Below are 22,708 nucleotides of genomic sequence, written 5' to 3' on the forward strand. Positions count from 1 at the left end.
CAGCGCATGGCGCTCGTGCTGTGGTCGACGCTCGATAGTGGAGCCAACGGTGAGCTGCCGGGTGCCCCGTTACCTTTCCTGCTACCGGATGAGTTCGCCGGCCCGCAGCAGGTGACCAGTCTGTTATCGCTGGCCACTCTGCAACGTGTGGCGTTTGCCGAGGCCATTTTGGGGCTGATTCCTGATGGCAATTTCTCCTGGACGAGAGGCGAGGGTGGCAAGCTCGAGGGGCTTTCGGCGCGTGCAGGCCGGCTACATGTCCCTGGCAGTGACTACAGCTCGCAAGCGTTTGTCTTTCAGCTCGACGGTTTCGATCTAGAGGCCCAAACCCTACGAGCGACATTTTCGGCGCCGGCGAGCGAGCAGGCCTGGCGCCAGTCGTTCTCGTTGTCATTGAAATACCGCCCGCGCGAAAGCTCGTCCTGGAGCAGCCTGTCGCTGACAGGCTCGGTGACGCTGGCTCACCGTTTCGTATTGGGGCTGGCAAGTGGTTCAGCCTTCATGACCGAGGGCAAACTGCAGACTTCGGCCATTGGTACACCGGTGGTCCAGCTCACCGGTGGGCTGCCGCCCGACCTGCCCATGGAGGCGCGCGCACAAATTGAAGAGGCAGTGGCGTATTCGATCCACAAGGCCTTCTACAACGCGTTGGCCCCCCACCTGACGGCGCATATCGGCGAGCAGTTACTGCAGGACTTCACAGTGGGTGAGGCTAGCCAACCGGTGCCCCAGCGGGTTGAGTCAGCGATCAACCCGGCGGTGTTCGGTAGCTTGCGGGCACAGGGCTCAACGCTACGGATTGTCGATGCACCGCTGGTGCTCAAGGCCAGAGATGTACATACCTTTACGGTCGAGCCCGCTGACGCCACGCTGCATTGGCGGTTGACCGGGTTGCCCGGCGGTTCGGGGGAGTGGGGGCGTATCGATGCCGACACTGGCACCTATACCGCGCCAAGCCTCAATGCCATGGGCGGTCTCGCCACACGCATCATGGTCACCGCGACCGATAGGGTTACCCAGCAGACGAGCGACGTCCTGGTTACCGTGTTGCCCCAAGGGATCAGCGTCAATCCCTTGATCAGGGTGCTGCAGCCAGGGGATGGAGTGCAGTTGAGTGCGGCATCGAACGGCGGCGGCAACCTGGCTTGGTCTATCGAGGACGCAGGGCCAGGAGCAGGCCACCTCGAACCGACCCCCGATGGAGCCTTCTGCACGTACACCGCAGGTAGCCCCGATCCCGAAAAGGCGTGGGTGATCGACGAAATCGTCGTGAGCGATGGGCGGGGAGTAAGCCGCAAGGTACACATGCTGGTGGAGCAGCGCCAGCCGCTGCTCGACATCGCCCTCGGCCCGCTGCAACCGGACGGCCGTGTGCAACTGGAGGCGCGTTTCAACGGCACCCTGCTGGATGAAGTGACGTGGCACCTGCCGCTAGGTGGCCCTGGCTCTATCGATAAGCAGGGCATGTACGCGGGCGATCCGTTGGCCGTCGAGCATTACGTCCTGGTCGCCGCCAGCTATCAGCAACCCGAGTACGGCACCTTTGAGGGCTACTCGATTCTGCCACTACCGCTTTCGGCCCACTCGGCACTGCTGTCGCAGCTCGTCTGGCACGAGGCAAACGTCACAGGCAGCAATGATCCGCAAATGACACGAGGCCATCGACATGCTTAGTAATTCACGTAACGACATTATCGCTCGGCTGCAAGGTCCGAGTACCCGCGGCTGGGGGGCGGTCTCGGTGTTCAGCCGCGCTCGGCTCAATCGGGCGCTGGAGCAGCAGTACTTGAGCCGTTTGGAAACGCTTACCTTCTTGCCGCCCTGCTCACTCGAATTCCAGGCAGCGGACAAGCGCATCGCCTTGGTCATGATCGAGTTCGGCACCCCGAGGCTGTCCTTCGAAACGGCCTCGCTCGATGATTCTCAGGCCAGCTTGACCATGAACATCATTGGCGGTGAGGTGCTCGAATACTGTGGTACTGGGGAGCTACTGGCCCGGTATGAGCTGTCCGAAAGCATGGGCTACACCCTGGAGATGGCCATCGAGTTGACCCAGGTGCAAGGTATCGTCGACCAACGCGGGCGCGTGGTGCTCGATCTGTCCCAAGGTACCCGCCTTGCCAGCAATCTGTACGAAGGGGAGCTCGCCGAGGCGTTGAACCCCCGGCTCGCTAGCTGGTTCGCCGGGTTACCTCGGCAACGCACCCTGTTCGACCTGGGCATCATCGACCTTCAAGGGGTGAGCCCGCTGACACCGGATCATTTCATCATTCGTACCCAGGCCGCGCCCGGGGCGCAACTGCTGGGTGCGAACAATTATGGGGCTGGGGCGGTGCTGGTGTTCATCAAGCTGCTAGGCAACGATGCAGATGGACTCGAGCCTGACCGCGACTTCCCCTACCTCATACCTGACGATGACGATGGTGAACGGTATTCCGCGTCGCTGCTGGTCCAGCGGGAGATGCTCGAGCATGTCACCGGCGACCGTCTCGATGTACTCAGCAGCCTGTTGTTTCCTGGTGGTCAGGTGTTCCAGGAGGTCGACCGGGCTTCACCCAGGGATCTGATCGTGTTTGGCGACATCGCGCCACACCGTAGTCTGTTGACCTTATCCCCGGCGACTCGAACGCTACAGGCCGGGGAGACGGTTCAGTTCACCTTGCATGATGCCGATGGCGCGTCGCTACAAGCGACGCGCTGGACGGCGATGAGCCTGCGCAGTCACCAGCGCAAGGCGGATGGCATGTTCGTGAGTGGCCGCCCGGGCTTGTACCAGGCCGCCGACGTAGAGGCCATTGGCCACAACTGCCTGACCGTGGTGATCACTGCCGAGCACGAGCAAGGCGGGGTTCTACGCACCGCCAGCGCCCGGTTGCTGGTGCAGCACCAGCCGGTCGCCTTCGCGCCTGCACTGTACAAGACCGTTGGTGGCCTGGAGCCGGTGATGTTGAACGCCTCGCGTACCGATGAGCGTGCCTTGTCCTGGCGCTTGCTGGAGCCTGCATTGGGCACCTTGGTGCCAGAGGCACGGCAAGCGAAATTCGAACCTGCTGCGGGCATAACCCACGACGTGGCGTTGCAACAGATCGCTGTCGACGCCGAAGGCAAGCAGCGCCTCGGCGTGGTGCTCAACAACAGCTATCAGCCGGCCCGCATCACTTCCAGCGAACAAGGCGCGATCAAGCCAGGCCAGCAACGCACGTTCATGCACGGCGATGCCACTTGGTTGCCCAGCGCCGAACGTCGTTGGCGCGCACTGGGCAATGGCGTACTCGATGCTCAGGGCCAGTACACCGCGCCCGCCGGCTTGCTCGCGGCCACGGATGTGGTAGCGCTGGCGTTTGTTCAGAATGGTGTGAGCTACCCTGGTGGGCACGCGGTAGTGACGGTCTCGAGCCTGGAACCGGAAAAGAGCTGGACAGATCTGACGATGTTTCAGGTAACGCTCAGTGGCGGTGTAGGGAGCACGCATGAGGGACGCGCATTCGCCAACGGTTACCACCAGTTGCAGGTAGACATCAAGGTGAAGCCGGTTCAGCCGGTTTCTGGAGACGAGGTCTACTGGCTCAGCCCTACGGAAATCGCCAGCATCCGCTTGCGCGATCGCCGGTCGGGGATAGACATCGACCTGTTGGATGAGAAGGTCGAAGGCATCGAGAGCGGCTCTACGTCTCTGTACGCAACGCGCACCACGCCCAATCGGTTCCGTATCTCCCAAGGCGGGCAGGGTCATACGCGTTTGGCCGACGCGGACGAGGGGGTTACCTTCAAAACGCTCTATTTGCACGCACGCTACGAGAACGCCCCGAGTGCCGAGTTCAACTTGGTTCTGGATAAGGATGGGGGCGGCGAGTTTGTTTCGACAGACAAGGCCCTTGATAACGTCTCGTTCACATTCAGGTATATACCACGCCCTATTTTCAAAGAGGAGCATTACAGCATGACGCGTTGGCGCGTCGAGGGCGGGTCAGCGGCCCCGGGCGACCCGGAAGAGGACAATTTCGACTTTCATCTGCGGACCCAGGATTACTTTCGTCTGGAGTACGCTCAGGGTAGTTTCGAGACATGCAAGTTCTATTGGCTCGCTGACTACGCCAAAGATTCAGTGGTAACACCGCCCTGCTCGCTGCTGACCTGGGAAAGCCGCTACAACAACGAGGTGATGGCCAGCTATACCGGCTGGATTTTCCGCGACCGCCTGGAAAAAAAGGAAGGCAGTGGCCCGCCGCCACTTGAAATAAAGTATGACAGCCGCCTGGGACCTTATGTGGAAAAAGTGATTTGGGACTTCGATCAGACGGTAAACCTGACTGGTTTCAAGGACGGCACGTTGGTAATCGTCAACTTCAGGCATGACGACTTTGCATTCAATGCGCAAGCCCTGTCTGTCGTCAATAAAGATCTAGGCGTCGAGTTGGTAGACCAGGACGGCAATGCCCACTATCTGCGTCTGTCTTACGGGCAGCCCACTCAGGTTGGGCGGCGCAATCAGGTGGAATTCAAAGTCGAGCCACCTCCGCAGAGCGTGATGCGGGCCACTTCGAGAGGAACGGTATAATGAAACTTCGTACAAGCTGCATGTTGGCGATCTTGGGGCTGCTGGCACTCGATACAGCGTTTGCCGGCAATATCGAATTCGCCGAAAAGTGGGACAGCGCCAATGGCCCCGGCGGGGATCGGTGTTCAATTAACGTCGAAGTAACTCAATACGAACAAATCTTTGACTTCAAAGATGCTAGTACTAATACCTGCAAGAATGATCAGATGACTTTCTTCAAGCTTAACAACGTGCCGTCATCGGCCGAGATCGGCTTGTACTCAGAGGCTAAATGTAGAGAGACAAACACACCGGATTGGTATTTCAAATTAAAGACGTATAAAGACCCTGTGTCTACGGCGTGGATAGAAATTCCTGGTTTGGAACATGTGCCTCCGAGTGGAATTGTCAAGGCGGGTTTGCGTCGCATGAGCTATGTTCATAATCAAGGAAAAATCAAAGGGAAATTGTCTTGTGTGTCAATCCATCTCTATTGACTGGTCGCACGCACAACCCTTTCTGGAGATACCAACATGACCGATTCCACTGCCGTTCATTCGAACGCCTTCAACTTCATGAGTTACCTCGCTTCCGGTGTCGACCCACGCACCGGCCAATATACATTCTCGGTAAACTTGCCCGGGCTCAATTGCAATTTCCTGCAGGGGCCGCTGTTCGAGTTCCCGTTGTTCTACAGTCCGCTCAATACCGTCGATTCGGGGTTCGGCAAGGGTTGGACGTTGCGGCTTTCGCAATTCAACCCCGCCACGGACGTCGTCTCGCTGGCCACCGGTGAAAGCTACAAGGTCACTGGCAAACCCGCCGGCAAACCCTGGGTGATGAAAGAGCAGAAACTCGAAACGTTCCATTTCTACGCGCACGGCAACGGAGGCTATCGTATCGTGCACAAATCGGGCGCTGTCGAAGTGCTCAAGCCGCAAGGCGCCCGCAACCTTGCCGTGCCCGTGGAAATCTACAATGCGCAAGGCCATGGCATACGCCTGTACTACGAGGACTTTGGTGGCTTCCCGCGGTTGGCATCGGTCACCCAGGACGATGGCGAGGTGGTGTTGCAGATCAAGCGAGAAGGGAATGCGCTGTCCGCCACGACTTTTCCCAACCTGGAAGACGCACAGGCCCGCACGGCATTCACGTTGCTTCTGGGCGGCGATGGGCAAGTGGAACGGCTCATACTGCCGACCGAGGAACAAGCTTCCTGGCGCTTGCGCTACGAAACCGTGCGCGACCTGCTGTGCATCGTCGAGGTGCAGACCCCGACGGGCGCCCTTGAAGTGTTGCGCTACGAAGACGAAGGCCATTTGTTTCCCGGCAATGCCCGCACCTCGCTCCCTCGGGTCACGCACCATTTGGTCCACCCCGGATTCGAGCAACCCACGATCGAGAAGCGCTACGGCTACGAACTCGACCCTGGCCGACCTGACAAGCACAATTTCCTCGGTAACGGGCTGCCTGTGACCTGGCAGGACGATGGCTTGGACAACCTGTTCCGCTATGTCGGCACCTATGCATACGGGTCGGTGGAAACCTGGTATGTCGCCGATGAGCAAGGCGTGGCCCAGCCCGTGCGCACCATTACCCGCGCGTTCGATCAGTTCCACCTGCAAACCAGTACACAGACCGTCCAGAACGACAGTGTTCAACGCTCGAGTACGGTGTACAACGTGCAGCTCGACAGTGACGGCAACATGATCGAGTTCGCCCAGCAACCGGCCAATGTGCAGTTGCCCACCCGGAGTACCGAGGCCTGGTGGCGCCATTCACAATCGGCTGTGCGCCGTGAACAGAGCGTCCTGACACGGTATGACGGGTTCGGCAACCTGCTGGAGCAGGTCGATGCCACTGGGGTGAAGACGCTGCAGCAGTGGTATGACGCGTCGGATCAGGACGGGCATGACGCCGACCCTGAAGGGTTCGCCCGAGACCTCAAGCAGAAGACCGTGGTGCCGGCCGAAAACGGTGTGGGGGCGGCCAGCGTCCTGGTAAGCCGTTACCGTTATGCGACGCTGGCGGCATTGGGCAATGATGGCGACGCGGGCGTGGAGCTTGCGCCGTGGTATGCACTCGACAGCGAGACCCTGGTGGAAATGTTGCCGGCCGACACTGAACGGCAGTGGCAGGAAATGACCTACGAGTACGAGACCGACCCCGCCGAACGCTGGACATACGCTCGACCGCGGCGCAAGGTTCAGCGCATGGAAGGTGGCGACCTCACCACGCGGTATGCGTATAGCCAGCTACCCTACACTGCTGGCCAGACCGCGCTGCTGGGCAATACCGTGCTCCAGGTCCAGGAAACCCTGACCGGTTCGCTGGAGGGCGACGATCAGCACTCGCCTACCCGAACCATCGTGTCCCAGCATTCGGTAGTGCTTGACGAGCCTTTGCTGACGCGCGACGACAACGATGTCGAAATACGCTACGAATACGACGCCTTGCACCGGGTCACCTGCGAGACTGTCGCGCCCGACCGGCCCGAGCAAGCCAGTCGGCGTTACCAGTACCAGCTCTGTGCCGCTGCCGGCGAGCAGGCCAGCCAAGTAAGCTTTGACGTCAAGTCGGTGGTCACCCGCAGCGAGTTCGACGGTTTGAACCGGGTGATCGCTGAACTGCGTGAGGACGTCGATGCGCTCATTGATGGCAGTGGTGACCTGCATCCGACCTATCGCGCTGCCTTCAACGCGCTGGGAGAACAAATAGCGGAAGAAGACATCGACTGGGTAGACGGCAAGTTGTTGGAATTGCGCACCACATACCGTCATGACGACTGGGGGCAACGATGCTGCACGGTTGGGCCAGACCGGGTGCACCATTATGCCTATACCGACCCGGTTGGGGTCGCTGAGCACGACGGGGTGGTCACTCGGGCCTGGGACGAGGTCGAGGCGGTGGCTTCGGACGGAACCCGTCAGTGGCTCAAGTCCGGCGTGACGGTCACCTGGCTGAACCTTTTCGACAAAGAGGTACGCACCGAACGGCAAGACATCGAGGGCAACACGATCAGTATCCAGGAAGACAGCTACGATGGGTTGGGGCGCCACACCCGCGAGGTCATCGACACACGGGTCAACCAGTACCATTATGATGTCTTCGACCGCTTGCTCGAGCATAAGCTGCCGTATGATCACATTGTCGTCCGTACTTATGCCTCGCACAGTGCCGACGACCTGCCAACCTCCATAGCGATCAATGGCAAGACACTGGGCGAACAGAGCTTCGATGGCCTGGGGCGGATGAGCACCTCCACCACTGGCGGCCGACTGCAAACCTACACGTACAACGGCAGCCAACTGCGTCCGCAAACCGTGACCATGCCCAGCGGCGATTTGGTGGAATACGACTACCTGCCAACGCTTGTCGATGAGCCCGTCAGCAGGATTATCGCTCCGGCGGGAACCGATCGAGCAGGGCAGGCGAACGCGCAGGACATCTACTACTACGATCGCCAGAATGGACGGCTGTTGAGTTGCGTCGCGGGGGACCAGACAGTCGTGCGCAGCTATTACAGTACCGGGCAAGTGAAGGACGAAACACGGACTTACACTGCGCCAGCCGCGAACGGCGATGATCAGACCTTCACCATGAAGTACGGCTATAGCGTCAAGGAGCGCCTGACGAGTTATCAGGACGTTCTCGGCGGCGTGCAGACCTATCGCTATGATGAGAGCGGCCGCTTGTCCCGGACGACCCTGGGCTCCACCACGGCGGACTTCACCTACGACGCATTCGGACGCACCCATTCCATCACGACAAAAGACGGCGACCAGCAGTTGGTGACGACCTTGATGTATGACGAGTTCGATCGAGAGGTCTTGCGTACGTTCGACTTCGGCGGTGGCCTGACGCAGAGCTTGACGCAGGTGTACAACGACATCGATAACTTGGTGCAACGTACGTTGTGCGAAGGCAGCACGGTACTGCGCGATGAGTTCTTTACCTACAACCTTCGTAACCGTTTGACGGTGTACCAGTGCAAGGGTGAGGGGGGGCAGCCTGCATTGCAGGCCCCCGAGGACCCATGGGGCAATGTGATCGCGCAGCAGGCATTCATGCTCGATGAGTTGGACAACATTACCATGGTGACCACCACCGATGCCGAAGGCCAGATCCACAGGACCCTGTACAATTTCGAAAACCCGTTGGATCCGGCACAGCTGACCGGTCTGGCCCATTACCCTGCAGATCGGTCGGTGCTGCCACCTGTGTCGTTCACCTACGATGCCAATGGCAATATGACGTGCGACGAGGCAGGCCGCACGCTGACCTATGATGGCCTGAACCGTCTGCGTGAAGTCGTCGATGGCCAGGCCAGTCACCAGTACCACTACGATGCTCAGGACGTGCTGACGGGCACCTCTGGGCCGGCTTGAACCTATCGCGGTGTGGCACGCTAGCGGTAGCGCAGGGTGAAGTTCAGCGCGCCGCTGGCAGCGCCAGGGATAACGGTGTCCTCGGTCTGGAACAGATGGGCACCCAAGTCCAGGCGCATGTCGCCCGAGCTGAGCGGCAGCATGTCGTGCTCGACTTCCAGGGGGAAGGGCGAGCTGTCGTTCTTGACCACCTGGATGCCGACGCCGTCGGCGTCCGCGCCAGCGCCTATGCTGAAAACGCCGGGGTGGCGCGGGTCTGCCAGCGAGCCGTTGGTCGGGTCCAATTGCAGCGTCACCCGGCTATTGCCGCCAGGGTCGGCAACGCAACCTGTCAAGGCGATCGTGAAGGGTACGGTCGTGGTGCGCGACCCTGGTCCGGTGAAGTCGCTTTTCTGCCATTCCCCAAGCACCACGGGGTTCGGGCTCACTGCGTCGCCGACGATACTGCACTCGGCCTGGACGATGGTGGCCGATACCAGGAACTTGAACGCTTCACCGAAGTTATTGAAATCGAGGACGGCATTGAACATTTGCTTGGCGGCGATCCGGTGGGGGCCGGGTGCAATATCACCGGTTTTGACGAAGGTGATCTGTGTGTAAAGGAGGCCCAGTATTGTTCCGACAAGGCCGTTGTCGGTATCTCTGTAAGCGACGTAAGGCACACGCGTGTCACCGTTCTCTGGAATGAAGCTACTGGATATAACGCCGTCAAGCGGCCTCTTGACCCGGATGCGCACACCTATGCCGTCAATCCCGGTTTCGAGAATGTGTCCATCTGAGGGTTCACCGCCGATCGGTGGCAACGGGTGTGGGACAATGGGCACGCTCGCGTTGAGGTGCAAGCGCATGTAGGCGCCGTCGCCAAAATGAAAGCATGTAAGCCTTGCGCCGTCGGTCCTTTCCCAGGTTTCAGGGTCGAGTTGGCCGATGACCGTACCGACCGGGGCGTCGCGCGGCACGTGCAAGGTTCCCAGGTCACGGTGATAGGTCATGGGAATAGGCCCGGGAAGCGCCACGGTACAAAAGGAGGGATCTGCGCTTGGCGCTGCTTGGCCGTGCGGCAGGAATCCGAGCGTACAGATCAACGTGGTGATAGCGAGGGTATTGCGGGGGCTGAACATTGGATATCCTTGTCTGGCGGTCAACCCGTGGGCGACCGACCAAGGCTGGTGAGTCAGTTGCAGGTTAGGGTTTGCTGTCGGTACCCGTCCGAAATGGGCAGGCCAGCAGGGTTCAGTTGCACCTGGCAGCGTGGTTGGTCGTCTTCGCCCCAGTGCGCGGTCAGGGTGTGCTCACCCTCATCCAGGGCCAGCAATAGCTGCCCGCCCTGGCCGACCATGCCTACTACCTCTCCCGAGTGGTCGAGCAGTTGTGCGCCGAAGGGCAGCACGTGGCCGTCGGCGTTGTGAAGGGTCAGCACCATGCGGTTGATGCGGCGGGCCTCGAAGCGGTGCCTGACCACCGCTCCGCGCCGTGGCACAAGCTGGGCTGTGGCATTTTCGATGGTCACATCCGCCCCGAGTTGGTCGGTATCCAGTACCAAGGCATTAGGCTTGTAGGGGCGCAGGTGAGGAATCAGCGCGTAGCCGTTGGCGTCGGTACGGGCTGCGCCACCCTGGCGTATGCCGACGTCGGCGATCCCTGGCACCTGTACCAGGCCCATGGTGTCTCCCAGGTAGGGGCCGAAAGCCAGGCCGTCTTCATGCAGCAGCACGGCGCCGCTGGCATTTACCGATACGTTACGGTACCGCTCGCTCAGCACGCCTCCTGCACCGAGGCTGGCGTGCGGTGTTTGGTATGCCAAGGCCAGTGAAAGGGTGTCATTGCGCTGCTGATCACGCTGAACGCTGGCGTTATAGCCTAGCTCCGGTCCCGCTTGGCCGCTGAGTGAGGTGCGCAGGCTACTGCCACTGGCGCTGTACGACACGTCGGTCGACAGCCGGTGGGTGGCGCCGAACTCCAAGGGCATCGACAGGCTCAGGCCGATTTGGCGGTCACTGTGTGAGCCGGCGCTGGCCAGGGATTGCGAAGCATACAGGTTGTAGTTGAGCGAGCCATGATAGCCGCTGAAATTGAACTGGAACTGACGTTGTACGTCCTGGCGCTGCCAGTAGTTTTGCTGCGACAGGTTCAGGCTGATCGAGTGCCCTTTGCCGATTTTCTGGTAAACCGAGGCCTCGAGGCGGCTGCGACGACTGCCGAGAAAGCTGCGTTCATTGCTGCCTTGCCGGACCCATTCGTCGAAGTCCCGATACCCTTGGGTGGAATAGCGGTAACCGGCGAAGCGCAGGTGTGTGTCGGCGCCGAAGCTCTTGCTGTAACGCATCGAATAGCTCTGGCCCTGCAGGTCGCGGTGCGGCGCTGGCAGCTCGCTGCTGGCGTGGGTCACATCCAGTGAAAGCGCCCCCAGCTCGCCCAGGTCGCGCGCCACGCCCAGCGCGACTGCGCGATACCCGGTGCTGGACATCATCCCGCCGTACACCGACGAGCGCCAAGGTGTGCCCATGGCCAGGCCGGCCTGCCAGAATACCGGGGTATCGAACTTGTCGGGCGGGTTGTAGCGCCCCACTGCGGCGCTGTAGTTCCAGACCCCAGGCCGTAGAAGGTTGCCGATGCTGGCATAGGGTTGCTGAAAGCGGCGCACCTGCCCATCAGCTTCGGTCAGCACCACCTCCAGTTCTCCAGTACCTCCTACGCTCAAGTCGTCGATGGCATAGGGGCCAGGGCTGACATAGGTGGAGTAGATCGGGTAACCGTTCTGCCAAATTTCCAGCTTGGCGCGGCTCTGGGCGACGCCGCGGATCACAGGGGCATAACTGCGCAGGGCATCCGGCAGCATGTCCTGGTCTGCGTTCGCGCGTACACCGAGCATGGGAATGCTTCGAAACACTTGGCTGTCGGTGAACGACTCGCCCAGGGTCACGGCTCCCCACGTCCCGGGCAGGTCGTGCTGGGCGAAGGTATTGGTCCTGTCCCAGTGTGCCCCGCTGCCGCTGTCTTGTCGCCAGGATTGCTGGCTGCGTAGGCGCCAGCCCTGCACGTTCAGACCGGTATTCAGGTACAGGTCCTGGCTGTACTGGCTACTCTGGTAGCCGTCGCTGCGTCGCGCCGAGGCCTGGTAATTGACGAATGCTGCGTTGATGCCACTGTCCCAACGCTGAGGGTCGACATAGCCTGCCACATCACGGCGCAAGGCGATTTGCGGTATGGACAGCGATAGCTGGAGCTTTTCGCTGTCGAAGTTCACTTGCGCGCCGGGCACTACGCCCGGCAGGTCCAGGCACTGGAGGCTGGTGGCCGTCGGATCCTCCAGTGCATCCAGGCGCAACCCCAGCTCACCCAGGAGCGCCGGGGGGAGGCAGGCTTCGAGCGTTTGCGTGCGGGCATCGTTTTCGAACGTCAGCAAGTGCTCACCGATGTCCTCTAGATTGACGATCAGCCTCACCCGGTAACGCCCCGGCGGTAGTTGCTGTTCATCGCTCAAGGCGCCGAGCGCCAGGGCGCTGGCGCCAGGTTGGCGGGGGTCCTGGCGAAGAAAACCGGCTTCGAAAGGTGCAGCGATGGCTCTGCCCGGTTGCACGAGCAGGGGCAGTAGACAGCTGAGCGCGAGCAGCGCTCGCCGCACCGACTCGCTGTCAGGACAGGTTGGTGATGGGTTCATGTGTTCCATTCCTGAAGGCGACTCGCTACGCTCAGATAGCGTCCTGCACGGGGAGGGTCAGAGGCGGGGTCAGGCCACCGTAATCGTTGATGAACGTAACGGTGACCTTCAGGCCACTCGTGCCGAGTTGGCGCGGTATTGCATAGCGTTGCGTCTCTAGCGGGCGCAGCATGTCGGCCTCACGCAGCGGGTGACGCTGGTCGGCAAGCTGCAGCTCGAACCGGCTGAACACGTAGTGATAAGGCGTGGGATTACGTACTTGCAGGTAGCGGCGGCCGCCCTCCTGCACGGTGGAGAACTCCAGCTTCTTCAGCTCGCGTGCCGGGTTCCCGGCGATGGCGGTGGGCCGGTAGAACAGCTTGATGCGTGTACGCAGGGCGATGCGTAGCGTATTGCGAGCAGCCGAGTCCGGGTCGGCTTGTGGGACTTCCTGCAGGTTGAAGAAGAACAGCGACTCGCGATCCTGGGGTAACTCATTGGGTAACCCATTGATCTGCACGGTCTGCTCTCGGCCGGGGTTCAGGCGAAACAGTGCAGGGGTGGTGACGAGCGGCACGCTGGTAGTGGTGTCGTCAGCCTCGGTGTTGACCCAAGCCTGTGCGGCATAAGGCTGCGCCGAGGGATTGGCGACAACTACCGAGGCACTGCGTTGATGAGCATCGTAGACGATGCGGGTGGTGCTGATGGTGAGCGCTGCCTGGGCACCGTTAGGCGCCAGGGCGAGCGGCAACAGACAAGCGCACAGCAAGCGCCTGCCTGACGTCAGAACATTCATGTCGAGACCGTTCGAGGTGAGGTTGTAGCGGAAAACTCCAGGTGCGCGGGCGGCACCTGGAGTGAATCGTCAGGGCAGTTCGACCGAGAAATTGACGCGGGCCTCTGCGAGGCCTTCGGTCACTACCGTTTCTGTCGATTGGTAAGCTGCATAGAACTGCATGTCAGTAGGTTGCGACGGAGAAATGTCGTACTCTTCCGACTCCATGTCGGGCTTGAGGATGTTGTGATTCTGATCCTTGATCAGTACGCCCAGGCCCGATGCTGTGCCGTCGCCCCGGCGCAGCCCGTAGAGCTCGTCGCCACCCACTACGCCATGCAAAGCTTCAAAAGTGACCTTGGCTTTGGTGCTGGGCGTACAAGTCGCGTCGGGCGTAATGCGCAGTGCGAAAGCCTTTTCCGGTGAAGTGGTACCCACTACCGGGAAGTGCTTGGGCAGGAAGTTGCCCATGGAAACGGAAGGCAGGACGCCCATGCCCGGCTCTACCACCTCGATTGGGCAGGTGCCGCCAGCGTAGATGTAACCCGTGAAGTCGATGCGGCCGGTTTCCGTCGCCGCTGAAACGGTTGTACTCGCCAGTGCGAGGGCCAGCGGGAAAAGCAGTCTTTTCATCGTGATGTCCATAATAAAGTTCAGGTGGCTGCGTGAGCTCCGCAGGTTCCGGATCGCGAGTGAGCAGTGCACTTCCGGAACTCGAACAGTTTATGGACGGGCGAATAGGGCGAATGTAGGAAGACCGCGAATAACGGTAAGTAATGGGACAAGAGCGCGTAGGAAATAATGCTCTATTCGCGAAGGGCAGTTTCCCGGGGACGCTTCAACACAGTGTCACCGGGGAAACGTGGCATCAGTGGGGTAGGTCGGGCGAACCAAGCGTACGTTTCTGCAGGTTCCAGTCGAAGGGTTCGCCTCTGCGTTCAGCTTCGTAGCGCAGTTCTTCCAGGCGCTGATAGAGATCGAGTTCTTCGTCGGGCATGTAATGCAGGCAATCGCCGCCGAAGAACCATAGCAGGTCGCGGGGCACCAAGTGTGCGATCTGCGGGTACCGCTGGATCACCTGGCAGATCAGGTCCTGGCCCAGGTACTGGCTTTCCAGCGGGTCTTGCGGCAGCAGGGTCAGCAGTTCGTCGAAGCGTTCGAGGAACAGAGCGTGGCTTTCCTCTGGTACCTGCTCGGCTTCACTCAAAGCCACCAGGATGGTGCGCAGGTGGTTCAGCAGTTGCAGGTGGTATTCCAGATTGGGGGTGGCCATGGGGCGGTCCTCGGTGTCGTTGAAACGGTCGCGGAGTATACGCCAGATCATGTCTTTTGGAGACAGTGCGGCCCGCCATGGGCCGCTCCGGTCTAGCGGACCTTGCCGGGCTCGGGCAACAACTGCTCCTTGTCGAAGGCGTCCACGTCGATCACAGCCCGCCGTGCTGCCTCGGCTGCCAGCAACCGTTGCCCCTCGGTCGACTGCAGCACACCCGCCGCCACGGCGGCCTCTATGGTCGATTGCCCGGGCGCGGGCCGCACTCGGCCATCTTTGAGCGCCTGGTGCACGTCTTTTTGCAGGGGGGCCGCTTCACCCAGCAAGTCACAGGCCCGTTGCAGGGCCGCTACCGGGTCTCCCTCAGCCTGGGGCCTGAAGCAGCCGGCCAGCAGTTCTTCCAGCGCTGGGTCGCCTTTATGACGGCCGATCAGTGCAGCCACCTCGGCGTCCAGTTCATCGCTCGGCCCGGTGTGACGGCGCCCGAATGGGAAAACCAGCACGCGCAGGGCGCAGCCGACGAAGCGGTTCGGGAAGTTGTCGAGCAGGCTATCCAGGGCCTTTTCCGCTTGGCCCAAGCTCTCTTCCATGGCCCAACGCAACAGCGGCCGCATATGCTCGGGTGAGCCAAGGTCGTGGTAGCGCTTCAGGGCGGCACTGGACAGGTAAAGATGGCTGAGCACATCCCCCAGGCGCGCACTCAAACGTTCGCGCCGCTTCAGCGCGCCGCCGAGCAGCATCATGGAGAGGTCCGCGAGCATCGCGAACGCGGCAGCCTGGCGGTTCAGTGCATGGAAATACCCTTGGCTCAAGGCATCGCCCGGCACCTTCTCAAAACGACCCAGGCCGATGCCGTGGATGAACGTACTGGCCGCATTGCCGGCGGCGAACATGATGTGCTGCATCAACAGGTCGTCGAACTCGCGCAGTGCCTGGTCGTGGTCCTGGCGGCCGGCCAGGGCCATTTCCTTGAGCACGAACGGGTGGCAACGGATGGCGCCCTGGCCGAAGATCATCAGGTTGCGCGAGAGAATGTTGGCGCCCTCGACGGTGATGAAGATCGGCGCCCCCTGCCAGTTCCGGCCCAGGTAGTTGTTCGGGCCCATGATGATGCCCTTGCCGCCGTGCACGTCCATGGCATGCTGGATGCATTCACGGCCGCGCTCGGTGAGGTGGTACTTGAGAATCGCCGACAGCACCGAGGGCTTTTCGCCCAGGTCCACGGCCTTGGCGGTGAGCAGGCGGGCGCTGTCCATCAGCCAGGCGTTGCCGCCGATGCGTGCCAGGGATTCCTGGATGCCTTCGAAGGCCGCCAGCGGCACATTGAACTGCTCGCGGATAGTGGCGTACTGGCCGGTAACCAGGCTGGTGTACTTGGCCGCACCCGTGCCGACGGCGGGCAGGGAAATCGAGCGGCCCACCGACAGGCAGTTCATCAGCATCATCCAGCCCTTGCCGAGCATGGCCTGGCCACCGATCAGGAAGCTCAGCGGCACGAACACGTCCTTGCCGCTGTTGGGGCCGTTCATGAAGGCAGCGCCCAGCGGCAGGTGGCGCTTGCCGATTTCGACGCCGGGGGTGTCGGTGGGGATCAGGGCCAGGCTGATGCCCAGTTCTTCCTGCTCGCCCAGCAAATGGTCCGGGTCGTAGGCCTTGAAGGCCAGGCCCAGCAGGGTCGCGACCGGGCCGAGGGTGATATAGCGCTTTTCCCAGTTCAGGCGCAGGCCGAGGACTTCTTCGCCTTGCCATTGGCCTTTGCAGATGACACCAGTGTCGGGCATGGCGCCAGCGTCGGAGCCGGCCAATGGGCCGGTGAGGGCGAAGCAGGGGATTTCTTCGCCACGGGCCAGGCGCGGCAGGTAGTGGTTACGTTGCTCATCGGTGCCGTAGTGCAGCAGCAACTCAGCGGGCCCCAGGGAGTTGGGCACCATCACGGTCGAGGCCAGGTCGCCGCTGCGGGTGGCCAGCTTCATCGCCACCTGGGAGTGGGCATAGGCGGAGAAACCTTTACCGCCATATTCCTTGGGGATGATCAGGGCAAAGAAACCGTTCGACTTGATATGCGCCCACGCTTCGGGCGGCAGGTCGAGGTCCTGGCCGATCTGCCAGTCGCTGACCATGGCGCACAGCTCTTCTGTCGGTCCATCGATGAAAGCCTGTTCTTCCTCGGTCAGCTTCGGTGCCGGGTAGGCGAGCAGGGTGCGCCAGTCGGGGCGGCCACTGAACAGCTCGCCGTCCCACCAGACGGTGCCTGCGTCGATCGCTTCGCGCTCGGTTTGCGACATGGGCGGCAGGGTGCGCTGGAACCAGTTGAATACCCGGCCGGTGAACACCTTGCGGCGCCAGTCGGGCAGCGCCACCACGGCCACCTTGAACGCCAGCACGATCCAGATCAGCGCCAGCAGCCAGCCGGGGGCGCTGCTGAAAATGCTCATCAGCAGGACGTAGGCCGCCACGATGCCGAGAATCTGCAGGGGCGCCAGGCGCCGGTGCGTGAGGTATGCCGCGCCGATCACCAGCACTACCAACCATAACAGCAACATAATCGGTCCTCCTTGGAACCAGGGGAGCTTGAACCGTCCCAGACAGCTTAGACGTAACGCCGTGAACGGCAGGGTCAGAACAGTGACAGGGTGTGGCGGTGGGAGTTTCAGGATATTTTCAGCCTGTGCCGGCCTCTTCGCGGGCACGCCCGCTCCCACAGGGGTATCACAGGGTTCGAGACGGGTGAGACGCCTGTGGGAGCGGGCGCGCCCGCGAAGAGGCCGGTACAGGCGAGAAAACTCTGGAGTAGACTGTGCAGCCCTCCACATTCATAAGGACGTTGCCATGCTGAAGATCTGGGGCCGCAAGAATTCGAGCAATGTGCGCAAGGCGCTGTGGATTGCCCACGAACTGGGCCTGGACTTCGCGTCCATCGACGCCGGCGGCGCTTTCGGCGTGGTCAACGAGCCGCACTACCGCGCGCGCAACCCCAATGGCCTGGTGCCCCTGCTGGAGGACGGCGACCTGGTCCTGTGGGAGTCCAACGCCATCGTCCGCTACCTGTGCGCCGAGTACGGCGCCGAGCAAGGCTGGTACCTGGAAGACCCGCGCCAGCGCGCCCTGGCCGACAAGTGGATGGACTGGACCACATCAGCCTTGGCAACCCCCTTCCGCCCGCTGTTCTGGGGCCTGCTGCGTACCCCGGAAGACCAGCGCGACTGGGTGGCGATCAACGCTGCGCACAAGCGCTGTGCCGAGCTGCTGGCGATGGCCGATGCTGCCCTGGCCCAGCAGCCGTATCTTTCCGGTGACCAGATCGGCATGGGCGACATCCCACTGGGGTGCTTCGCCTACGCCTGGTTCGAGCTGCCCATCGAGCGCCCGGCCATGCGGCATCTGGAAGCGTGGTACGCACGCCTCAAGGCACGCCCGGCCTACCAGGCTGCGGTGATGACGGCGCTGACCTGAATCGAACACCACGGCTGTTTCGATAGTCACTATCAATACACATGACTGTACTTGTGCGGCCAGGCCTTGCACCATTGGCCGCACTCACTGCGCCAGTGACGTTATCTGGCGTGTCCTGCACCTTATTCTTCGGTAAGTGACCCGCTATGAGTTCTGCCCTGTCCATCCGACAGCTCACCAAAACCTACGGCAACGGCTTCCAGGCCCTCAAGGGCATCGACCTGGACGTTGCCGAAGGTGACTTCTTCGCCTTGCTCGGCCCCAACGGCGCCGGCAAGTCCACCACCATCGGCATCCTGTCCACGCTGGTGAACAAGACCAGCGGCACGGTCAACGTATTCGGCCATGACCTGGACCGCGAGCCCGCCGCGCTAAAGCGCTGCCTGGGCGTGGTGCCGCAGGAATTCAACTTCAACCAGTTCGAGAAAACCTTCGATATCGTGGTGACCCAGGCCGGCTACTACGGTATCCCGCCCAAACTGGCCAAGGAGCGCGCCGAGCAATACCTGACCCAGCTGGGCCTGTGGGACAAGCGCGACGTGCAGTCGCGTTCGTTGTCTGGTGGCATGAAGCGCCGCCTGATGATTGCCCGCGCGCTGATTCACGAGCCGCGCCTGCTGATCCTGGACGAACCTACCGCCGGGGTGGACATCGAGCTGCGCCGGTCGATGTGGAGCTTTCTCACCGAGCTGAACCAGAAGGGCATCACCATCATCCTCACCACCCATTACCTGGAAGAGGCTGAGCAGCTGTGCCGTAACATCGGCATCATCGACCACGGCACCATCGTCGAGAACACCAGCATGCGCCAGTTGCTGGGCAAGCTGCATGTCGAAACCTTCGTCCTCGACCTCAAGCAGGACCTGGCCACGGCGCCGGTGTTGCAAGGCTACCCTTGCCGGCTGCTGACCCCGCACACGCTGGAAGTGCAGGTGGACAAGGACATCGGCATTACCGCGCTGTTCGGCCAGCTGGCCCTGCAGAACATCGAAGTGCAAAGCCTGCGCAACAAGACCAACCGACTCGAGGAGCTGTTCGTGTCCCTGGTGGAAAAAAACCTGTCGAAGGTGGCCGTATGAGTGTGGAACTGCGTACCAACTGGGTCGCCCTGAACACCATCGTCTACCGTGAAGTGCGGCGTTTTCTGCGCATCTGGCCGCAGACCCTGCTGCCGCCCGCGATCACCATGGTCCTGTACTTCGTGATTTTCGGTAACCTGATCGGCCGGCAGATCGGTGACATGGGTGGTTTCACCTACATGCAGTACATAGTGCCCGGGCTGATCATGATGTCGGTGATCACCAACTCTTATGGCAACGTGGTGTCGAGCTTCTTCGGCAGCAAGTTCCAGCGCTCGATCGAAGAACTGATGGTGTCGCCGGTATCGCCGCACATCATTCTCGTCGGCTATGTGCTGGGCGGCGTGTTGCGTGGCCTGGCGGTGGGGGTGATCGTGACCATCCTGTCGATGTTCTTCACCGACCTGCAGGTGCACCACCTGGGCGTGACCGTGGCCGTGGTGCTGTTGACCGCGACCATTTTCTCGCTGCTGGGCTTCGTCAACGCGGTGTTCGCGCGCAACTTCGATGACATTTCGATCATCCCGACCTTCGTGCTGACGCCACTGACTTACCTGGGCGGGGTGTTCTATTCGATCAACCTGCTGCCGCCGTTCTGGCAGACCGTGTCGCTGGCCAACCCGGTGCTGCACATGGTCAACTCGTTCCGCTACGGCATCCTAGGGGTGTCGGATATCAGCATCGGCACGGCGATCACCTTCATGCTGGTGGCCACCGCGGTGCTCTACCTGCTGTGTGTGCGCCTGCTGGTCAGCGGCCGCGGCATGCGCGCCTGAGGCCTTGCACCGGCATTGGCGCCGCCGCCACTGCCGGCCCACCCACCAGCGCCAGTACAGCATGGTGCCGAAGTAGCCAAGGATGCCCAGCACCACGCCGCACACCACCGAGCCGAGCAGGAAGGGTTGCCACAGCGTCGACAGCTGGTCGGTGATCCACTCGAAGGTCAGTTCGTCAGGCAATGTGCGCGGTGGTACCTGCATCAGCCAGGCGCCGGTCATGTAGGTGACGAAGAACACCGGCGGCATCGTCAGTGGGTTGGTCAACCACACCAGGCTGACCGCGATCGGCAGATTGCCGCGTACCGGAATGGCCAGCGCGGCGGCCAGCAGCATCTGCGCCGGCATCGGGATCAGTGCCGCGAACAGGCCAACGCCCATGGCCCGTGCCACCGAATGGCGGTTCAGGTGCCAGAGGTTCGGGTCGTGCAGCAACTTGCCGAAAAAGCGTAAGGACTTGTGTTCCCGAATACTGGTCGGGTCCGGCATGTAGCGTTTGAAAAGTCGGCGCGGCATGTAGGCTCCCGGAGCGTTGACCCGGGCAGTATGCCCTTATTCCCGCTCAGCCTCGTTCAGAGTTTGTGACAATTGTTGAGCAAGCCGTGCCGGCAATTGGGCTATGCCTCAGAAGGTGATTTCGCTTCTGGAGCTCTACCTCATGCGCACAGGGATGTTGGCGCTTGCGCTCGGGCTGCTGTGCCTGGGCTTTCTTCCTGCATTGCCACCGGACGGGTGGTTGTGGGTGCTGGCGGCTTGCGCTGGCGTCTGCCTGTTCACCCGCGGGTGGCCATTGGGCTGTTTTCTGTTGGGGCTGTGCTGGGCCAGCTGGTCTGCCCAGCAGGCCCTGGATGACCGGCTGGCGGCCGCTTTGGATGGCCGCACCTTGTGGCTGGAGGGGCGGGTGGTCGGCTTGCCGGCGCGCACGGCGCACGGTGTGCGTTTCGAGCTGGAGGCCGCCCGTTCGCGCCGTGCCGAACTGCCACAACGCCTGCAAGTCAGCTGGTTCGACGGGCCGCCGGTACGGGCCGGCGAGCAGTGGCGGCTGGCGGTGACCTTGCAGCGCCCCGCCGGGTTGTTGAACCCGCATGGGCCGGACCGTGAAGCGCAGCTGTTGGCCCGGCGGGCCGGCGCTACCGGTACGGTGAAGGCGGGGCAGCTGCTGGCGCCGGCCAGCTATGGGTGGCGGGACTCGCTGCGCCAGCGCTTGCTGGCGGTCGATGCCAACGGCCGGCAGGCCGCGCTGGTGGCCCTGGTGCTCGGCGACGGGGCCGGCCTGGCGCGGGAAGATTGGCAGACGTTGCAGGCCACCGGCACGGTGCACTTGTTGGTCATTTCCGGCCAGCACATTGGCCTGGTCGCCGGTTTGCTCTATGGCCTGGTCGCCGGGTTGGCCCGCTGGGGGCTGTGGCCCGCACGGCTGCCATGGCTGCCCTCGGCGTGCGCGCTGGCCATGGGTGCGGCACTGGCCTACGGCTGGCTGGCCGGCGCGGGGGTGCCGGTGCAGCGTGCCTGCCTGATGCTGGCCGTGGTGTTGCTCTGGCGGCTGCGTTTTCGGCACCTGGGGGCGTTCCTGCCACTGTTGCTGGCGCTGGTGGCCGTGTTGCTGGTCGAGCCGCTGGCGGCGCTGCTTCCGGGCTTCTGGCTGTCGTTCGGCGCCGTGGCCACGCTGGTGTTTTGCTTCAGTGCCCGCCTGGGGGCATGGCGGCCATGGCAGGCCTGGACGCGGGCGCAGTGGGTGATTGCCATCGGTTTGTTGCCGGTGCTGCTGGCCGTGGGCTTGCCGGTGAGCCTGAGTGCGCCGCTGGCCAACCTGGTGGCGGTGCCATGGGTGAGCCTGGCGGTACTGCCGTTGGCCTTGCTGGGCACCTTGCTGTTGCCGTTGGGTGAGGCTGGGGAGGCCTTTTTGTGGCTGGCAGGTGGCTTGCTGGACGTGCTGTTTCGGGTGCTAGCGCTGGTTGCGCAGCAACGCCCGGCATGGGTGCCGCCAGCCCTGCCGCTATGGGCCTGGCTGCTGGTCTGCCTGGGGGCTTTGCTGGTGCTGCTGCCCCGTGGTGTGCCGCTGCGAGGGTTGGGCGGGGTGATGCTGTTGGCCCTCTGGGTGCCGCGCGAGCCGGTGCCTTTCGGGCAGGTGGAGGTCTGGCAACTGGACGTCGGCCAAGGCTTGGCGGTGCTGTTGCGCACCCGGCATCACAATCTGCTCTATGACGCCGGGCCGGCGAGGGGCGACTACGACTTGGGGGAGCGGGTGGTGTTGCCGACCTTGCGCAAGTTGGGGGTGAGTCACCTGGACGTGATGCTGATCAGCCATGCCCACGCTGATCATGCCGGCGGTGCTGGGGCGATACAGCGGGGTTTGCCGGTCGAGCGGGTTATCGGTGGGGAAGCGCTGGATGATGTTCAGTTGCAACCCTGTGCCAGTGGCGAGCAATGGGAATGGGATGGCGTGGGTTTTTCGCTGTGGCGCTGGGCGGATGGGCGCAGCAGTAATGACCGCTCCTGTGTGTTGCTGGTCGAGGCGCAGGGCGAGCGGTTGTTGCTGGCCGGCGACATGGAGGCAGGGGCGGAGCGTGCCTGGCTGGCGGCGACCGAAGCGCCACGCATCGACTGGCTGCAGTCGCCGCACCATGGCAGCCGCAGTTCTTCCAGCGAGGCCTTCATGCGTGCCACGGCGCCGCGTGGGGTGCTGATATCGCGGGGGCGCAACAATAGTTTTGGGCACCCGCATGCGCAGGTGGTGGAGCGGTACCGGCGGCATGGGCTGGTAGTGCATGACACGGCGGTGGAGGGGGC

Annotated in this window: 14 protein-coding genes and 1 pseudogene; 8 read left to right on the forward strand and 7 right to left on the reverse strand. The window is 62.2% G+C overall.

Features of this window, described 5'->3' with window-relative positions; genetic code table 11:
• Positions 1-6 precede the first annotated feature (6 nt).
• The 4 genes from DMX12_RS24915 (at position 7) to DMX12_RS24930 (ending at position 8,925) form a co-directional block, all read left to right on the forward strand.
• The gene (locus tag DMX12_RS24915; RefSeq protein ID WP_146226864.1) at positions 7-1,674 is read left to right on the forward strand and encodes a hypothetical protein; all 1,668 of its coding nucleotides are present in this window, start codon (positions 7-9) and stop codon (positions 1,672-1,674) included.
• Between the two features lie 193 nt (positions 1,675-1,867).
• Entirely contained in the window at positions 1,868-4,558 is a 2,691-nt protein-coding gene (locus tag DMX12_RS24920) for a hypothetical protein (protein ID WP_146226865.1), read from the forward strand.
• Positions 4,558-5,034 (forward strand): hypothetical protein, encoded by a 477-nt coding sequence (locus DMX12_RS24925; protein WP_110679730.1) that lies wholly within the window; start codon positions 4,558-4,560, stop codon positions 5,032-5,034. The genes DMX12_RS24920 and DMX12_RS24925 overlap by 1 nt, the downstream gene beginning before the upstream one ends.
• A 36-nt stretch (positions 5,035-5,070) precedes the next feature.
• Positions 5,071-8,925 carry an RHS repeat domain-containing protein gene (locus tag DMX12_RS24930; protein WP_110679731.1) on the forward strand — a complete coding sequence of 1,285 codons (3,855 nt, stop codon included), beginning with the start codon at positions 5,071-5,073 and terminating at the stop codon, positions 8,923-8,925.
• A gap of 20 nt (positions 8,926-8,945) precedes the next feature.
• On the opposite strand, the gene DMX12_RS24935 is transcribed toward DMX12_RS24930, so the two are convergent.
• The 6 genes from DMX12_RS24935 to DMX12_RS24960 all read right to left on the reverse strand — a co-directional run bounded on the left by DMX12_RS24935 (position 8,946) and on the right by DMX12_RS24960 (position 17,153).
• Positions 8,946-10,046: a fimbrial protein gene (locus DMX12_RS24935; RefSeq protein WP_110679732.1), complete on the reverse strand. Its 1,101-nt coding sequence runs from the start codon at positions 10,044-10,046 to the stop codon at positions 8,946-8,948.
• A gap of 53 nt (positions 10,047-10,099) precedes the next feature.
• Positions 10,100-12,586, reverse strand: coding sequence for a fimbria/pilus outer membrane usher protein (locus DMX12_RS24940; RefSeq protein ID WP_110679733.1), 2,487 nt, complete (start codon positions 12,584-12,586; stop codon positions 10,100-10,102).
• Between the two features lie 31 nt (positions 12,587-12,617).
• Positions 12,618-13,361, reverse strand: a complete 744-nt coding sequence (locus tag DMX12_RS24945) for a molecular chaperone (protein ID WP_110679734.1) — start codon at positions 13,359-13,361, stop codon at positions 12,618-12,620.
• 69 nt (positions 13,362-13,430) lie between these two features.
• A complete protein-coding gene (locus DMX12_RS24950) occupies positions 13,431-13,973 on the reverse strand; it encodes a fimbrial protein (protein ID WP_110679738.1) in 543 nt (180 codons plus the stop codon).
• Positions 13,974-14,208: 235 nt separating this feature from the next.
• Entirely contained in the window at positions 14,209-14,613 is a 405-nt protein-coding gene (locus DMX12_RS24955; RefSeq protein ID WP_110679739.1) for a PA2817 family protein, read from the reverse strand.
• A gap of 92 nt (positions 14,614-14,705) precedes the next feature.
• Complete coding sequence (locus DMX12_RS24960) at positions 14,706-17,153, reverse strand: acyl-CoA dehydrogenase (RefSeq protein WP_110679735.1); 2,448 nt, start codon at positions 17,151-17,153, stop codon at positions 14,706-14,708.
• Between the two features lie 286 nt (positions 17,154-17,439).
• Between DMX12_RS24960 and DMX12_RS24970 the strand changes: the two genes are divergently transcribed.
• From DMX12_RS24970 to DMX12_RS24980, 3 genes are all read left to right on the forward strand, one after another.
• Positions 17,440-18,063 (forward strand): glutathione S-transferase, encoded by a 624-nt coding sequence (locus tag DMX12_RS24970; protein WP_110679737.1) that lies wholly within the window; start codon positions 17,440-17,442, stop codon positions 18,061-18,063.
• Positions 18,064-18,209: 146 nt separating this feature from the next.
• Positions 18,210-19,142 (forward strand): ABC transporter ATP-binding protein, encoded by a 933-nt coding sequence (locus tag DMX12_RS24975; RefSeq protein WP_009681882.1) that lies wholly within the window; start codon positions 18,210-18,212, stop codon positions 19,140-19,142.
• Complete coding sequence (locus tag DMX12_RS24980) at positions 19,139-19,918, forward strand: ABC transporter permease (protein ID WP_009681883.1); 780 nt, start codon at positions 19,139-19,141, stop codon at positions 19,916-19,918. The genes DMX12_RS24975 and DMX12_RS24980 overlap by 4 nt, the downstream gene beginning before the upstream one ends.
• A gap of 9 nt (positions 19,919-19,927) precedes the next feature.
• Here the strand turns inward: DMX12_RS24980 and DMX12_RS24985 are convergent.
• Positions 19,928-20,434 (reverse strand): annotated as a pseudogene (locus tag DMX12_RS24985) (DUF2062 domain-containing protein); the annotation flags it as partial.
• Positions 20,435-20,576: 142 nt separating this feature from the next.
• Between DMX12_RS24985 and DMX12_RS24990 the strand changes: the two are divergent.
• Positions 20,577-22,708: DNA internalization-related competence protein ComEC/Rec2 (locus tag DMX12_RS24990; RefSeq protein ID WP_110679740.1), on the forward strand; the 2,132-nt coding region annotated here is incomplete at its 3' end.

It is taken from the genome of Pseudomonas sp. MB-090624 (assembly GCF_003205245.1).
GTDB classification, from domain to species: domain Bacteria; phylum Pseudomonadota; class Gammaproteobacteria; order Pseudomonadales; family Pseudomonadaceae; genus Aquipseudomonas; species Aquipseudomonas juntendi.

Excerpts from the sequence above, each read along its gene's own strand:
- DMX12_RS24915 (WP_146226864.1), top strand. The coding sequence starts at position 7 with ATGGCGCTCGTGCTGTGGTCGACGCTCGATAGTGGAGCCAACGGTGAG.
- DMX12_RS24920 (WP_146226865.1), top strand. The coding sequence starts at position 1,868 with ATGATCGAGTTCGGCACCCCGAGGCTGTCCTTCGAAACGGCCTCGCTC.
- DMX12_RS24925 (WP_110679730.1), top strand. The coding sequence starts at position 4,558 with ATGAAACTTCGTACAAGCTGCATGTTGGCGATCTTGGGGCTGCTGGCA.
- DMX12_RS24930 (WP_110679731.1), top strand. The coding sequence starts at position 5,071 with ATGACCGATTCCACTGCCGTTCATTCGAACGCCTTCAACTTCATGAGT.
- DMX12_RS24935 (WP_110679732.1), bottom strand. The coding sequence starts at position 10,046 with ATGTTCAGCCCCCGCAATACCCTCGCTATCACCACGTTGATCTGTACG.
- DMX12_RS24940 (WP_110679733.1), bottom strand. The coding sequence starts at position 12,586 with ATGAACCCATCACCAACCTGTCCTGACAGCGAGTCGGTGCGGCGAGCG.
- DMX12_RS24945 (WP_110679734.1), bottom strand. The coding sequence starts at position 13,361 with ATGAATGTTCTGACGTCAGGCAGGCGCTTGCTGTGCGCTTGTCTGTTG.
- DMX12_RS24950 (WP_110679738.1), bottom strand. The coding sequence starts at position 13,973 with ATGAAAAGACTGCTTTTCCCGCTGGCCCTCGCACTGGCGAGTACAACC.
- DMX12_RS24955 (WP_110679739.1), bottom strand. The coding sequence starts at position 14,613 with ATGGCCACCCCCAATCTGGAATACCACCTGCAACTGCTGAACCACCTG.
- DMX12_RS24960 (WP_110679735.1), bottom strand. The coding sequence starts at position 17,153 with ATGTTGCTGTTATGGTTGGTAGTGCTGGTGATCGGCGCGGCATACCTC.
- DMX12_RS24970 (WP_110679737.1), top strand. The coding sequence starts at position 17,440 with ATGCTGAAGATCTGGGGCCGCAAGAATTCGAGCAATGTGCGCAAGGCG.
- DMX12_RS24975 (WP_009681882.1), top strand. The coding sequence starts at position 18,210 with ATGAGTTCTGCCCTGTCCATCCGACAGCTCACCAAAACCTACGGCAAC.
- DMX12_RS24980 (WP_009681883.1), top strand. The coding sequence starts at position 19,139 with ATGAGTGTGGAACTGCGTACCAACTGGGTCGCCCTGAACACCATCGTC.